11 protein-coding genes are annotated in these 13,531 nt (G+C 54.8%); all 11 read left to right on the top strand.

Features of this window, described 5'->3' with window-relative positions:
• The 11 genes from nuoE to ACRQ84_RS08925 all read left to right on the top strand — a co-directional run bounded on the left by nuoE (position 1) and on the right by ACRQ84_RS08925 (position 13,441).
• A complete protein-coding gene (nuoE, locus tag ACRQ84_RS08975; RefSeq protein WP_064739330.1) occupies positions 1–516 on the top strand; it encodes an NADH-quinone oxidoreductase subunit NuoE in 516 nt (171 codons plus the stop codon).
• 2 nt (positions 517–518) lie between these two features.
• Positions 519–1,859 (top strand): NADH-quinone oxidoreductase subunit NuoF, encoded by a 1,341-nt coding sequence (gene nuoF / locus ACRQ84_RS08970; RefSeq protein WP_196762349.1) that lies wholly within the window; start codon positions 519–521, stop codon positions 1,857–1,859.
• A 102-nt stretch (positions 1,860–1,961) separates the two neighbouring features.
• Entirely contained in the window at positions 1,962–4,685 is a 2,724-nt protein-coding gene (gene nuoG, locus ACRQ84_RS08965; protein WP_483817792.1) for an NADH-quinone oxidoreductase subunit NuoG, read from the top strand.
• Complete coding sequence (gene nuoH, locus ACRQ84_RS08960; RefSeq protein ID WP_008105140.1) at positions 4,682–5,659, top strand: NADH-quinone oxidoreductase subunit NuoH; 978 nt, start codon at positions 4,682–4,684, stop codon at positions 5,657–5,659. The genes nuoG and nuoH overlap by 4 nt, the downstream gene beginning before the upstream one ends.
• A gap of 11 nt (positions 5,660–5,670) precedes the next feature.
• The gene (gene nuoI / locus ACRQ84_RS08955; protein ID WP_007889332.1) at positions 5,671–6,213 is read left to right on the top strand and encodes an NADH-quinone oxidoreductase subunit NuoI; all 543 of its coding nucleotides are present in this window, start codon (positions 5,671–5,673) and stop codon (positions 6,211–6,213) included.
• 10 nt (positions 6,214–6,223) lie between these two features.
• On the top strand, positions 6,224–6,775 hold the full coding sequence (nuoJ, locus tag ACRQ84_RS08950; RefSeq protein WP_064739327.1) for an NADH-quinone oxidoreductase subunit J: 552 nt from the start codon (positions 6,224–6,226) through the stop codon (positions 6,773–6,775).
• Positions 6,772–7,074 carry an NADH-quinone oxidoreductase subunit NuoK gene (gene nuoK / locus ACRQ84_RS08945; protein WP_007889334.1) on the top strand — a complete coding sequence of 101 codons (303 nt, stop codon included), beginning with the start codon at positions 6,772–6,774 and terminating at the stop codon, positions 7,072–7,074. Before nuoJ ends, nuoK begins: the two co-directional genes overlap by 4 nt.
• Complete coding sequence (gene nuoL, locus ACRQ84_RS08940) at positions 7,071–8,906, top strand: NADH-quinone oxidoreductase subunit L (protein ID WP_064739326.1); 1,836 nt, start codon at positions 7,071–7,073, stop codon at positions 8,904–8,906. The genes nuoK and nuoL overlap by 4 nt, the downstream gene beginning before the upstream one ends.
• Positions 8,907–8,990: 84 nt before the next feature.
• Positions 8,991–10,511 carry an NADH-quinone oxidoreductase subunit M gene (nuoM, locus tag ACRQ84_RS08935; RefSeq protein ID WP_176971191.1) on the top strand — a complete coding sequence of 507 codons (1,521 nt, stop codon included), beginning with the start codon at positions 8,991–8,993 and terminating at the stop codon, positions 10,509–10,511.
• A 6-nt stretch (positions 10,512–10,517) separates the two neighbouring features.
• Positions 10,518–11,975 carry an NADH-quinone oxidoreductase subunit NuoN gene (nuoN, locus tag ACRQ84_RS08930; protein WP_064739324.1) on the top strand — a complete coding sequence of 486 codons (1,458 nt, stop codon included), beginning with the start codon at positions 10,518–10,520 and terminating at the stop codon, positions 11,973–11,975.
• A gap of 119 nt (positions 11,976–12,094) precedes the next feature.
• Positions 12,095–13,441: an HdeD family acid-resistance protein gene (locus tag ACRQ84_RS08925; RefSeq protein ID WP_483817791.1), complete on the top strand. Its 1,347-nt coding sequence runs from the start codon at positions 12,095–12,097 to the stop codon at positions 13,439–13,441.
• Positions 13,442–13,531 lie beyond the last annotated feature (90 nt).

Here is a 13,531-nt window from a genome sequence, read left to right as displayed (position 1 = left end):
ATGCACGATCAAAAGATTGCTATTCACACTATCGACCCAACTGAGGTCTTCGTGCTGAGCGAGGTTGAACATCACGCTATCGAGCACGAAAAACACCATTATGAAGATGCACGCGCCGCTTCGATCGAAGCGTTGAAGATCGTGCAAAAACAGCGTGGCTGGGTGCCCGATGGTGCAATTCACGCTATCGCTGACGTTCTGGGTATTCCAGCCAGTGATGTTGAGGGCGTGGCTACTTTCTATAGCCAAATCTATCGCACGCCGGTGGGCCGTCACGTCATTCGCTACTGTGACAGCGTGGTGTGTCACATCACCGGTTATCAGGGCATTCAGGCTGCGCTGGAGCAGAAGCTGAACATCAAGCCAGGCCAAACCACGGCGGATGGACGCTTTACGTTGCTGCCAACCTGCTGCCTCGGTAACTGCGATAAAGGGCCAACCATGATGGTGGATGAAGATACTCACGTTCATCTGACGCCAGAAGGCATCGGCAACTTGCTGGAGCAGTATCAATGACCATTAAACAGATCATTCGCTCTGCCGAAACGCATCCCTTGACCTGGCGTCTCCGTGACGACAAGCAGCCAATCTGGATCGATGAATATCGCAGTAAAAACGGTTATGTCGGTGCAGAAAAAGCGCTGAAAGACTTCAGTCAGGACGAAATCGTCGCGGCGGTAAAAGATTCTGGTCTGAAAGGTCGCGGTGGTGCGGGCTTTAACACCGGCCTGAAGTGGAGTCTGATGCCGAAAGACGAATCCATGAACATCCGTTACCTGCTGTGTAACGCCGATGAGATGGAACCGGGCACCTACAAAGACCGCTTGCTGATGGAACAACTGCCGCACCAACTGGTGGAAGGCATGTTGATCAGTGCGTTCGCATTGAAAGCTTATCGTGGCTACATCTTCTTACGTGGTGAGTACATCGAAGCGGCAGTGAATCTGCGTCGCGCGATTGCTGAAGCCACCGAAGCGGGCTACCTCGGCAAAAATATTCTCGGCACCGGTTTTGATTTTGAACTGATCGTTCACACCGGTGCAGGTCGTTATATCTGCGGCGAAGAGACAGCACTGATCAACTCGCTGGAAGGTCGCCGCGCTAACCCGCGCTCTAAGCCGCCATTCCCGGCCAGTGCCGGCGTGTGGGGCAAGCCAACTTGCGTCAACAACGTGGAAACGCTGTCGAACGTGCCAGCTATTTTCCTTAACGGCGTTGATTGGTACAAAAACATCTCTACCAGCGAAGACACCGGCACCAAGATGATGGGTTTTTCCGGCCGCGTGAAAAATCCCGGCGTCTGGGAACTGCCTTTCGGTACCACGGCTCGTGAAATCCTCGAGGATTATGCCGGTGGCATGCGCGATGGTTTGAAGTTCAAAGCCTGGCAGCCAGGCGGCGCAGGAACCGACTTCCTCACCGATCAGCATCTCGATCTGCCAATGGAATTTGCCAGCATCGGCAAAGCCGGCAGCCGTTTAGGTACCGCGCTGGCGATGGCGGTCGATCACGAAATCAATATGGTTTCGCTGGTGCGTAACCTGGAAGAGTTCTTTGCGCGCGAATCCTGCGGCTGGTGTACGCCGTGCCGTGATGGATTGCCATGGAGCGTGAAGATCCTGCGTGCGCTGGAGCAGAAGAAAGGTCAGCCGGGTGATATCGAAACCCTGCAGCAACTCTGCCGCCAGCTTGGACCAGGCAAAACCTTCTGTGCCCACGCACCGGGTGCCGTCGAGCCATTGCAGAGCGCGATTAAATATTTCCGTGAAGAGTTTGAAGCCGGCATTGCGCCGCAGGTGTTTGGTAATACCCGAGCCATCGGTGGTATTCAGCCGAACCTGCTGAAAGCGCGCTGGTAATCAGCCGCCGTACACGGAACTCGCCTCGCGCGTATTAGCGTGAAGAAAGAATTAGATGTTTAACGCTCGTCTTAGGGCGAGCCTTACGGAAGCATGTTCACTATGGCTACAATCCATGTAGACGGTAAAGAATATGATGTGAACGGAGCGGACAACCTGTTACAGGCGTGTCTCTCTCTGGGCCTTGATATTCCTTATTTTTGCTGGCATCCGGCGCTGGGAAGCGTAGGGGCCTGCCGCCAGTGCGCGGTGAAGCAATTCCAGAATGCCGAAGATACCCGCGGTCGCCTTGTCATGTCCTGCATGACACCAGCGTCAGACGGCACCTTTATTTCCATCGACGATGGCGAAGCGAAAGAGTTTCGTGAAAGCGTGGTGGAATGGCTGATGACCAACCACCCGCACGATTGCCCAGTGTGTGAAGAGGGCGGCAACTGCCACCTGCAAGACATGACGGTAATGACCGGACACAGTTTCCGTCGTTATCGCTTCACTAAGCGTACCCACCAGAACCAGGATCTCGGCCCGTTCATTTCTCATGAAATGAACCGTTGTATCGCCTGTTATCGCTGCGTGCGTTACTACAAAGATTATGCCGATGGCAAAGATCTCGGCGTCTATGGCGCTCACGACAACGTCTACTTTGGTCGTCCGGAAGATGGCACGCTGGAAAGCGAATTCTCCGGTAACCTGGTGGAAATCTGTCCGACCGGCGTATTTACTGATAAAACGCACTCCGAACGTTATAACCGTAAATGGGATATGCAGTTTGCGCCAAGCATCTGTCAGCAGTGCAGCGTGGGTTGCAACACCAGCCCAGGCGAGCGCTACGGCGAATTGCGTCGTATCGAAAACCGTTATAACGGCAGCGTGAACCACTATTTCCTGTGCGATCGCGGTCGTTTTGGTTACGGCTACGTTAACCGCAAAGATCGTCCACGCCATCCAGTCCAGCAACGCGGCAATGATTGGGTCAGCCTGAATGCTGAACAAGCGGTGAATGCGGCGGCGGATGTGCTGCGTCGGGCGAAAAAAGTGATCGGTATCGGTTCTCCGCGTGCCAGTATTGAAAGCAACTTCGCGTTGCGTGAACTGGTCGGCGCTGCAAACTTCTCCACCGGTATGCCAGCAAGTGAACAGGCCCGCGTGGAGTTGATGCTGAAAGTCTTGCAGGACGGCGGCATTTACACGCCATCACTGCGCGAAATTGAAAGCTATGATGCGGTGCTGGTACTGGGTGAAGATTTGACTCAGGTTGGCGCGCGCGTGGCGCTGTCTGTGCGTCAGGCAGTCAAAGGCAAAGCACGCGAGATGGCCGCAGCGCAGAAAGTGGCTGACTGGCAGATCGCGGCCATCCTCAACATCGGTCAGCATGCCAAGCACCCGCTGTTCGTGACGAACGTGGATGAAACCCGACTCGATGATATTGCTGCGTGGAGCTATCGCGCACCGGTGGAAGATCAGGCGCGTCTCGGCTTCGCCATTGCTAATGCACTGGATGAAAGCGCGCCGGCAGTAAGCGGCTTCGACAGCAAACTGAACGGCAAGGTTGATGTGGTCGTTCAGGCGTTGGCGGGGGCGAAAAAACCGCTGATTATCTCCGGTACCCATTCCGGTAGCATCGCGATGATTGAAGCGGCAGCCAACGTGGCGAAAGCCCTGAAAGCGCGCGGTGCCGATGTGGGTATTACCTTCCTCGCGGGTGCGGCGAACAGCTTTGGCCTCGGCCTGATGGGCGGTCAATCGCTGGATAGCGCGTTGGAACAGCTGAGCAAAGGCGAAGCCGATGCGCTGGTGGTGCTGGAAAACGATCTCTATCGTCATGCGCCAAAAGCCAACGTGGATGCGGCATTGGATACTACCGCCAACGTGATTGTGGTCGATCATCAACGTACCGCAACGCTGGAAAAAGCCGGTTTGGTTCTCTCCACCGCCAGTTTCGCGGAGAGTGATGGCACCTCGATTAACCACGAAGGCCGCGCGCAGCGCTTCTTCCAGGTTTACGATCCGTCTTACTACGACGACAGCGTGGTGATGCTGGAGAGCTGGCGCTGGCTGCGTTCGCTGCACAGCGCGGTTGAAAGCCGTCACATCGACTGGACGCAGCTCGATCATGTGATTGATGCCACCGTTGCGGCGCTGCCACAGTTGAAAGGCATTAAAGATGCCGCGCCAGACGCGAGCTTCCGTATTCGTGGACAAAAACTGGCGCGTTCACCGCACCGAAACAGTGGCCGTACCGCGATGCGTGCCAACATCAGCGTGCATGAACCGCGTCAGCCGCAAGATAAAGACACCATGTTTGCCTTCTCCATGGAAGGTAACAACCAACCAAGCGCACCGCGTTCACAGATCCCATTTGCCTGGGCGCCAGGCTGGAACTCACCGCAGGCATGGAACAAGTTCCAGGCTGAAGTGGGCGGCAAACTGCGTCATGGTGATCCAGGCGTGCGTCTGTTTGAAGCCAGCGATCGCTCACTGCCATGGTTTACCGCCATCCCGGAAAGCTTTGTTGAGGGCAGCCAGTGGCGCGTCGCACCTTACTATCAACTGTTTGGTAGCGAGGAGATGACTCAGCGTTCAACCACCTTCCAGAAACGCATGTCACCGGCCACGCTGGTGATTAACCCGGCAGATGCTGAGAAACTGGGCGTCAATAACGGTTCTTCTGTTGAGCTGGTCTGTGCGGGCGAAACACTGCGCCTGCCGGTACGTTTCTCTGCGTCGCTGCAAGCAGGGCAGGTGGGTTTACCGCTCGGCATGCCGGGCGTGCCGCCGTTCCTCTCAGGTGCGCAAATTGACAAACTGCAGGAGGCCGCGCAATGAGTTGGCTGACACCGGACGTTATTGAAATCCTGATCAACATCGGCAAAGCACTGGTCATCTTATTGGTGGTTGTGGGTTGCGGTGCTTTCATGAGCTTCGCCGAGCGTCGTCTGCTCGGCTTATGGCAGAACCGTTATGGACCGAACCGTGTTGGTTGGGGCGGCTCGCTGCAGCTGGCTGCCGACATGATCAAAATGTTCTTTAAAGAGGACTGGGTTCCGCCGTTTACCGACCGCTTCATCTTTACGCTGGCACCGGTTATTGCCTTTGTATCGCTGTTGCTGGCCTTCGCCATTGTACCGGTTTCGCCAACGTGGATGGTTACTGACCTGAACATTGGTCTGCTGTTCTTCCTGATGATGGCGGGTCTTGCGGTGTATGCGGTGCTGTTCGCTGGCTGGTCGAGTAACAACAAATACTCACTGTTGGGTGCGATGCGTGCGTCGGCTCAGACGCTGAGCTACGAAGTGTTCCTTGGTTTGTCACTGATGGGCGTGGTGGCGCAGGCCGGCTCGTTCAACATGAATGCCATCGTCGAAAGCCAGGCGCATCTGTGGAACATCATTCCTCAGTTCTTCGGCTTCCTCACCTTCTGCATCGCAGGTGTTGCGGTATGTCACCGTCACCCGTTTGACCAACCAGAAGCAGAACAGGAACTGGCGGACGGTTATCACATCGAATATGCCGGTATGAAATTCGGCCTGTTCTTCGTCGGTGAATACGTGGCGATCACCACCGTGTCAGCGCTGATCGTTACGCTGTTCTTCGGTGGCTGGCACGGTCCATTCCTGCCGCCATTCATCTGGTTCGCTCTGAAAACAGCGTTCTTTATGGTGATGTTTATCCTGATTCGTGCTGCGCTGCCGCGTCCACGCTATGACCAGGTGCTGTCGTTCGGCTGGAAAGTGTGTCTGCCGTTGACGCTGTTGAACCTGCTGGCGACCGCCGCAGTGATTCTGTACACCGCGCAGTAAGGGACATTGAGATGACTTTAAAAGATATTGTCGTTGGCTTCGGCACGACAGTGCGCAGTATCTGGATGATAGGCATGCATGCCTTCGCCAAGCGCGAAACCCAAATGTATCCGGAAGAGCCGGTTTATCTGCCGCCGCGTTACCGTGGCCGTATCGTGCTGACGCGCGATCCGGACGGCGCGGAACGTTGTGTGGCCTGTAACTTGTGTGCAGTCGCATGTCCGGTTGGCTGTATCTCACTGCAGAAAGCCGAGACGCAAGATGGACGTTGGTATCCGGAGTTTTTCCGCATCAACTTCTCACGCTGCATCTTCTGCGGCCTGTGTGAAGAGGCTTGCCCAACGACCGCGATTCAGCTTACTCCCGATTTCGAACTGGGTGAGTTTAAGCGTCAGGATCTGGTGTATGAGAAAGAAGACCTGCTGATTTCCGGTCCGGGTAAATATCCGGAGTACAACTTCTATCGTATGGCTGGTATGGCGATCGACGGAAAAGAGAAGGGCGAAGCGGAAAACGAAGCCAAGCCGATCGACGTCAAAGGGTTGTTACCTTAAGGAGCCAGGTATGGAATTTGCGTTTTATCTTTGCGGACTGGTGGCAGTGTTGACGACTCTGCGCGTCATCACGCACACCAATCCGGTACATGCGCTGCTGTACCTGATTGTGTCGCTACTGTCGATTGCAGGCGTGTTCTTCTCAATGGGCGCCTATTTTGCTGGCGCACTGGAAATCATCGTCTACGCTGGCGCCATCATGGTGCTGTTCGTTTTCGTGGTGATGATGCTGAACCTGGGGAAAACCCAGCAGGATCAAGAACGCGAGTGGCTGAAACCATCGCTGTGGATTGGTCCGGGCATCGTTTCTTTACTGCTGCTGGCAATCATGATTTACGCCATCAGCACCGCGCAAGATCAGGGCATTGATGGCACCGTCATCGATGCCAAGGCGGTCGGTATCAGCTTATTTGGTCCTTATGTTCTGGCGGTTGAGCTGGCATCGATGCTGCTGCTCGCTGGTCTGGTAGTGGCCTTCCATATTGGACGTGAAGATCGTCACGGCGAAGTGCTGAGCAATCGTCAAGCTGATGCGCAAGCGAATAAGGAGGATCACGCATGATCCCGTTACAACACGGCCTGATGCTGGCCGCTGTGCTGTTTGTTCTCGGCCTGACCTCCGTGGTGCTGCGTCGTAACATTCTGTTTATGCTGATTGGTCTGGAAATCATGATCAATGCCTCTGCTTTAGCGCTGGTGGTAGCGGGCAGCTATTGGGGACAAGCTGACGGCCAGGTGATGTACATTCTGGCGATCAGCCTTGCGGCGGCGGAAGCGAGTATCGGTCTGGCGCTGTTGCTCCAGCTCTATCGTCGTCGTCAGACGCTGAACATTGACACAGTGAGCGAGATGCGCGGATGAATCTTCTCTATTTAACCGTATTATTTCCGCTGATTGGCTTCCTGCTATTAGCGTTTTCACGCGGCCGCTGGTCGGAGAACCTGTCGGCAGCGGTCGGCATGGGCTCGGTAGGTCTGGCTGCATTAACAACGATCTACGCCGGTTTCGACTTCTTCAACCAAGGCCAGCAGCCGTTCACGCAAGCGCTGTGGACCTGGATTCACGTCGGCAATTTTGATATCAAAGTGAATCTGGTGCTGGACGGTCTTTCACTGACCATGCTGTCAGTGGTGACCGGTGTCGGTTTCTTCATCCACATGTTCGCTTCATGGTACATGCGTGGTGAAGAAGGGTATTCACGCTTCTTCGCTTATACCAACCTGTTCATTGCGAGCATGGTGGTGTTGGTGCTGGCCGATAACCTGATGCTGATGTATCTCGGCTGGGAAGGCGTGGGCCTGTGCTCTTATCTGCTGATCGGCTTCTACTACAGCAATCCAGATAACGGCAAAGCGGCGATGAAAGCTTTCATCATCACCCGCGTTGGTGACGTGTTCCTCGCGTTCGCCTTGTTCATCCTTTACAACGAACTGGGCACGCTGAACTTCCGCGAACTGGTTGAACTGGCGCCTGCGCACTTTGCCGCTGACAACCATATGCTGCAGTGGGCAACCCTGATGCTGTTGGGTGGTGCGGTCGGTAAATCTGCTCAGCTGCCGTTACAAACCTGGCTGGCGGATGCGATGGCGGGTCCAACACCGGTTTCGGCACTGATTCACGCCGCGACCATGGTGACCGCCGGTGTTTACCTGATTGCACGCACGCACGGTCTGTTCCTGTTAACGCCGGAAGTGCTGCATCTGGTCGGTATCATTGGTGCGGTTACCTTGGTGCTGGCAGGCTTTGCTGCGCTAGTACAAACCGACATCAAGCGCGTGCTGGCTTACTCAACCATGAGCCAGATCGGCTACATGTTCCTCGCACTCGGCGTGCAGGCATGGGACGCGGCGATTTTCCACCTGATGACGCATGCATTCTTCAAAGCCTTGCTGTTCCTCTCTTCAGGCTCGGTAATTCTGGCCTGCCATCATGAGCAGAACATCTTCAAAATGGGCGGACTACGTAAGAGTATCCCGCTGGTTTATGTCTGTTTCCTGGTGGGTGGCGCCGCGCTGGCAGCATTACCGCTGATCACCGCAGGTTTCTACAGTAAAGATGAAATCCTGTTTGGTGCGCTGGCGAATGGTCACATCAATCTGATGGTGGCGGGTCTGGTAGGTGCATTCCTTACCTCGATCTACACCTTCCGCATGATCTTTATCGTGTTCCACGGTGAAGAGAAAATTCATGCTCATGCCGGTAAAGGCATTACGCATCACCTGCCGCTGATTGTTCTGATGGTGCTTTCCACCTTTATTGGTGCGCTGATTACGCCTCCTCTGGCGGGCGTATTGCCACAGAACGAGTTTGGTGAAGGCGGCAAAGTGATGCTGGAAATCACCTCAGGCGTGGTTGCTATTGTCGGTATCCTGATTGCTGCAGCGCTGTGGCTGGGTAAGCGTCAGCTGGTGACCAGCATTGCCAACAGCGCGCCGGGTCGTTTCTTCGGTACATGGTGGTTCGCGGCTTGGGGCTTCGACTGGCTGTATGACAAGGTGTTTGTAAAACCTTATCTCGGCATTGCCTGGTTACTGAAGCGCGATCCGCTTAACTCACTGATGAACTTGCCTGCGCTGCTGTCGCGCATTGGTAACAAAGGTTTGGTGGTGAGCGAAAACGGCTATTTGCGCTGGTACGTGGCTTCGATGAGTGTTGGCGCGGTTGTGGTGCTGGCGCTGCTGCTGGTGATTTAAAGATTGATGAGCGGGGCGGGTTCGCTCGCCCAATTAGAATGTCAAAAATTGCCTGAAGTAAGGCAATAAAAAGGGAAGTTTGCCGTGTTATTACCTTGGCTAATAATTATCCCCTTCGTTGGGGGCTTACTCTGCTGGCTGGCAGAGCGCCTCGGCGCAAAGGTACCGCGCTGGATTGCCATGATCACCATGGGCCTGACGCTGGCGCTTGGCCTGCAACTGTGGTTGCAGGGAGGCTATTCACTGACGCAGGCTGCGGGCATTCCGCAATGGCAATCGACGTTCTCAGTACCGTGGATTCCGCGTTTTGGTATCAACTTCCATCTGGCAATTGATGGTCTGTCGCTGCTGATGGTGGTGTTGACCGGTCTGCTCGGCCTGATGGCGGTTCTGTGTTCCTGGAACGAAATTGAGAAGTATCAGGGCTTCTTCCACCTCAACCTGATGTGGATTCTCGGTGGTGTGATTGGCGTGTTCCTCTCCATCGATATGTTCCTGTTCTTCTTCTTCTGGGAAATGATGTTGGTGCCGATGTACTTCCTCATCGCACTGTGGGGCCACAAAGCCTCCGACGGTAAAACACGTATCAGTGCGGCGACCAAGTTCTTTATCTACACCCAGGCATCTGGTCTGATCATGTTGGTGTCGATTCTGGCGCTGGTGTTTGTTCATTACAACGCCACCGGCGTGTGGACGTTCAGTTACGAAGAACTGCTGAAAACGCCGATGTCGCACACCGTTGAATATTTGCTGATGCTCGGCTTCTTTATCGCCTTTGCGGTTAAAATGCCGGTGGTGCCATTACATGGTTGGTTGCCCGACGCACACAGTCAGGCACCTACTGCGGGTTCGGTTGACCTCGCCGGTATCTTGTTGAAAACGGCGGCCTATGGTCTGCTGCGCTTTAGCCTGCCGCTGTTCCCGAATGCATCGGCAGAGTTCGCACCGATTGCCATGTGGTTGGGTATCCTCGGCATCTTCTACGGTGCGTGGATGGCATTCTCGCAAACCGATATCAAGCGTCTGATTGCTTACACCTCAGTGTCGCACATGGGCTTTGTGCTGATCGCCATCTACACCGGTAGCCAGCTTGCATTCCAGGGCGCGGTGATTCAGATGATTGCACACGGCCTTTCTGCGGCGGCTCTGTTCATCTTATGTGGCCAGTTGTATGAGCGTCTGCATACGCGTGACCTTCGCCAGATGGGCGGTTTGTGGTCACGGATCAAATGGATTCCGGGTCTGTCGCTGTTCTTTGCGGTTGCGAACCTCGGTATGCCAGGCACCGGTAACTTTGTTGGCGAATTCATGATTCTGACCGGCAGCTTCCAGGTGGTGCCGGTGATTATCGTTATTGCGACCTTTGGTCTGGTGTTTGCTTCGGTTTACTCCCTGATCATGATGCAGCGCGCTTACTTCGGCGAAGCAAAGTCGAAAGATCCGCTGCCAGGCATGTCACCGCGTGAGTTCCTGACTATCGGCGTATTGGTGGTGTTGCTGGTGCTGTTGGGGATTTATCCTCAACCGATCCTCGACACATCCCATGCTGCGATGAGCAATATTCAGCAGTGGTTTACCGCTTCAATTTCAACTACAAGGCCGTAATTCGCCATGACAATAACTCCTCAACATCTGATCGCGTTACTGCCGCTGTTGATCGTCGGATTGACGGTGGTGGTGGTGATGCTGTCCATTGCGTGGCGACGCAATCACTTTGTTAATGCCACGCTGACCGTGATCGGACTTAACATTGCGCTGTTCTCTCTGTGGTTTGTCGGCCAGGCGGGGGCGATGGATGTTACGCCGCTGCTGCGCGTTGATGGCTATTCGATGTTCTACACCGCGCTGGTGGTGTTGGCGAGTTTAGCCACCTGCACCTTCGCTTATCCGTGGCTGGCCGGTTTCCCGGACAACAAAGATGAGTTTTATCTGCTGGTGCTGATTGCGGCACTCGGTGGGATCGTGCTGGCGAGCGCCAACCATCTGGCGGCGCTGTTCATCGGTATCGAACTGCTGTCACTGCCGCTGTTTGGTTTGATTGGTTATGCCTTCCGCCAGAAACGTTCGCTGGAAGCGTCACTGAAATACACCATTCTGTCGGCTGCAGCGTCATCATTCCTGCTGTTTGGTATCGCGCTGATTTATGCAGACTCGGGTAGCCTGAGCTTTGTGCAGTTAGGCAAAAGCCTGAGTGACAGCATGATTCAGGAGCCGCTGTTGCTGCTGGGTCTGGGCATGATGATTATCGGTCTGGGCTTTAAACTGTCGCTGGTACCTTTCCACCTGTGGACGCCAGACGTTTACCAGGGTGCACCTGCGCCGGTTTCAACCTTCCTGGCCACCGCCAGCAAGATCGCCATCTTTGGCGTGATTATGCGCCTCTTCATGTACGCGCCTGTCACTGACAGCGAAGCCGTTCGTACCGTGCTGGGTGTCATTGCCTTCGCGTCGATTCTGTTCGGTAACCTGATGGCGATTTCCCAGAGCAACATCAAGCGTCTGCTCGGTTACTCGTCTATCGCGCACCTTGGTTATTTGCTCGTGGCGTTGATTGCGGTGAAAACCCATCAGCTGTCATTGGAAACCGCAGGCGTTTATCTGGCCGGTTACCTGTTCAGCAGCCTTGGCGCGTTCGGCGTGGTGAGTCTGATGTCGAGCCCATATCGCGGTCCGGATGCCGATACCCTGTATTCCTATCGCGGTTTGTTCTGGCATCGTCCGATTCTGTCTGCGGTAATGACGGTGATGATGTTGTCACTGGCGGGTATCCCCATGACGCTCGGTTTCATCGGTAAGTTCTACGTTATTGCCTCGAGTGTGAACGCACATCTGTGGTGGTTGAGTGGCGCGGTGGTAGCGGGTAGTGCGATTGGTCTTTACTACTATCTGCGCGTGACGGTGAGTCTGTATCTCAGCCCGCCGGAACTGCACAACCGCGATACGCAAGCCAATTGGGCGTTTACGGCGGGCGGCGTTGTGGTGCTGATCTCTGCAATTCTGGTGCTGCTGCTCGGTGTTTATCCGCAGCCGCTGATTACACTGGTGCAGATGGCTCAGCCGCTGATGTAAGTCAAACTCATGTCCTCACTGAATCAGGCCTTCGGGCCTGATTTTTTTTGCCTGAAATCTGACAATCTCTGTGGACGTTGCTAATTTTTAAGCAGTGTTTATTCCCCCGCAGAGGCGACATGATCAAACTGATCTTCCTGCTTACCGGCGCTCAGGTGCTGCGCCGCCGCTGGTATTGGCTCGCGCTCGGCGGTTTGGCGCTGATCCTTCTCTCGGCATCAATACTTTATGATATTGGCAGCGACGGCGTGTTGTCGGTACCGCTGGATATGCTCGCCATCCTGTTTGTGGTGGAAGGCGTGGTGCAACTGTTCTTCGCCATCAGTAAAGAGCTGCGTATTGACTGGTTAACTCTGATGAAAGCGCTGGGTTTTCTCTTCATCGCCTTCCTGATATTTAACATCCCCGCTGACAATAACGATGTCTCGGCGGTGTTATTTGGTTTGATGTTCCTGTTTGATGGCCTGTTTCGCATCTCGGCGGCTTGGGTGTTACGCGGCGTACGCTGGCGCAAGCACTGCTTCACCGGCATTGTGGAGCTCGCTCTGAGTATGTTGATCATCAGCAACTGGCCATTTCATCATCATATTGCGGTACCGCTCTGTTTCGCCTTATTGCTGCTGAGCATCGGCAGTAATCTGCTTCTCATGGCACGTCAGGCACGTCTGTTAACTGATGACAGTTCGGTAACTGCGCTGCCACTGTTCAAGGCGGCAGGATTACGTCGCTGGCACAGCAGTCACTATGCGCATCCACCGTTTCCGCAGGATTTGGCCGCAATTCCGATGACGGTATATATCTGGACGCCGGTCGGCGCCTGCGTGGTGCGCGAACGCTATCCCTTGATCAATCGCTACATCGCTGCGGTTGATAACAATGGTGTGGTATCGACCGGACACGCGGCGCTGGAGGTCGGGAGTGATATTTACATCAGCCATTATCCGCTGGATAACATTGACCGTGATTCCGGTAATTTCCGCGCCATTCTGCGTTCGGGTGAGAATAACGATGTTGCCGGGCGTTTTTTGCCGTCGCTGGCGGAGGAAGTGGCAGATTGGTGCGCGCCTGATAAGCAGATCACATTTGCTCGCTACAATCGGGTAGCGCTGGAAAATTACTGGCACAGCTATCGCACTGACAGCACCTACAACCTCACGGCACGCAACTGCTCATCTACCATGATCCAGGCGCTGGATGTGGCGATAGAGGGGATTTTGGCACAGCAGCCTTTTGCCGGCCTGCGCCTGTTCATCGATCCCAACTTTTGGTTGCTTGGCGTGATTCGCGGCAGGGCGGAAGAGATGACGTGGACGCCAGGGTTAGCGCTGGATTATGTCTGGCTGTTAAAGCGGGTGATTGAACCCCAATCGAGTCAGCTTTGGCCGCTGCGCTTGTGGCAAAGTCTGCGATTGCGCCATGAGCTGTGGCAGCAAAAGCGCGCCCCATCGCGCAGTATTGTGAAATAAGAGTGTAAAGCGCGTCACGTTCAGGGGGTGCAGACTTGCATGGCACTGCGTTTAGTAAAGTCGCTGTGATACGCTGGCGGAATTCACTTT

The sequence above is a fragment of the Pantoea sp. E2023-21 genome (assembly GCF_051302795.1).
GTDB lineage: Bacteria > Pseudomonadota > Gammaproteobacteria > Enterobacterales > Enterobacteriaceae > Pantoea > Pantoea ludwigii_A.
Note: the sequence above shows the minus strand (reverse complement) of the source record. Positions and strands in the feature narration are given on the sequence as shown.

Coding starts and splice junctions, on each gene's coding strand:
- nuoJ (WP_064739327.1), top strand. CDS start 6,224: ATGGAATTTGCGTTTTATCTTTGCGGACTGGTGGCAGTGTTGACGACT.
- nuoK (WP_007889334.1), top strand. CDS start 6,772: ATGATCCCGTTACAACACGGCCTGATGCTGGCCGCTGTGCTGTTTGTT.
- nuoE (WP_064739330.1), top strand. CDS start 1: ATGCACGATCAAAAGATTGCTATTCACACTATCGACCCAACTGAGGTC.
- nuoN (WP_064739324.1), top strand. CDS start 10,518: ATGACAATAACTCCTCAACATCTGATCGCGTTACTGCCGCTGTTGATC.
- nuoL (WP_064739326.1), top strand. CDS start 7,071: ATGAATCTTCTCTATTTAACCGTATTATTTCCGCTGATTGGCTTCCTG.
- nuoG (WP_483817792.1), top strand. CDS start 1,962: ATGGCTACAATCCATGTAGACGGTAAAGAATATGATGTGAACGGAGCG.
- ACRQ84_RS08925 (WP_483817791.1), top strand. CDS start 12,095: ATGATCAAACTGATCTTCCTGCTTACCGGCGCTCAGGTGCTGCGCCGC.
- nuoH (WP_008105140.1), top strand. CDS start 4,682: ATGAGTTGGCTGACACCGGACGTTATTGAAATCCTGATCAACATCGGC.
- nuoI (WP_007889332.1), top strand. CDS start 5,671: ATGACTTTAAAAGATATTGTCGTTGGCTTCGGCACGACAGTGCGCAGT.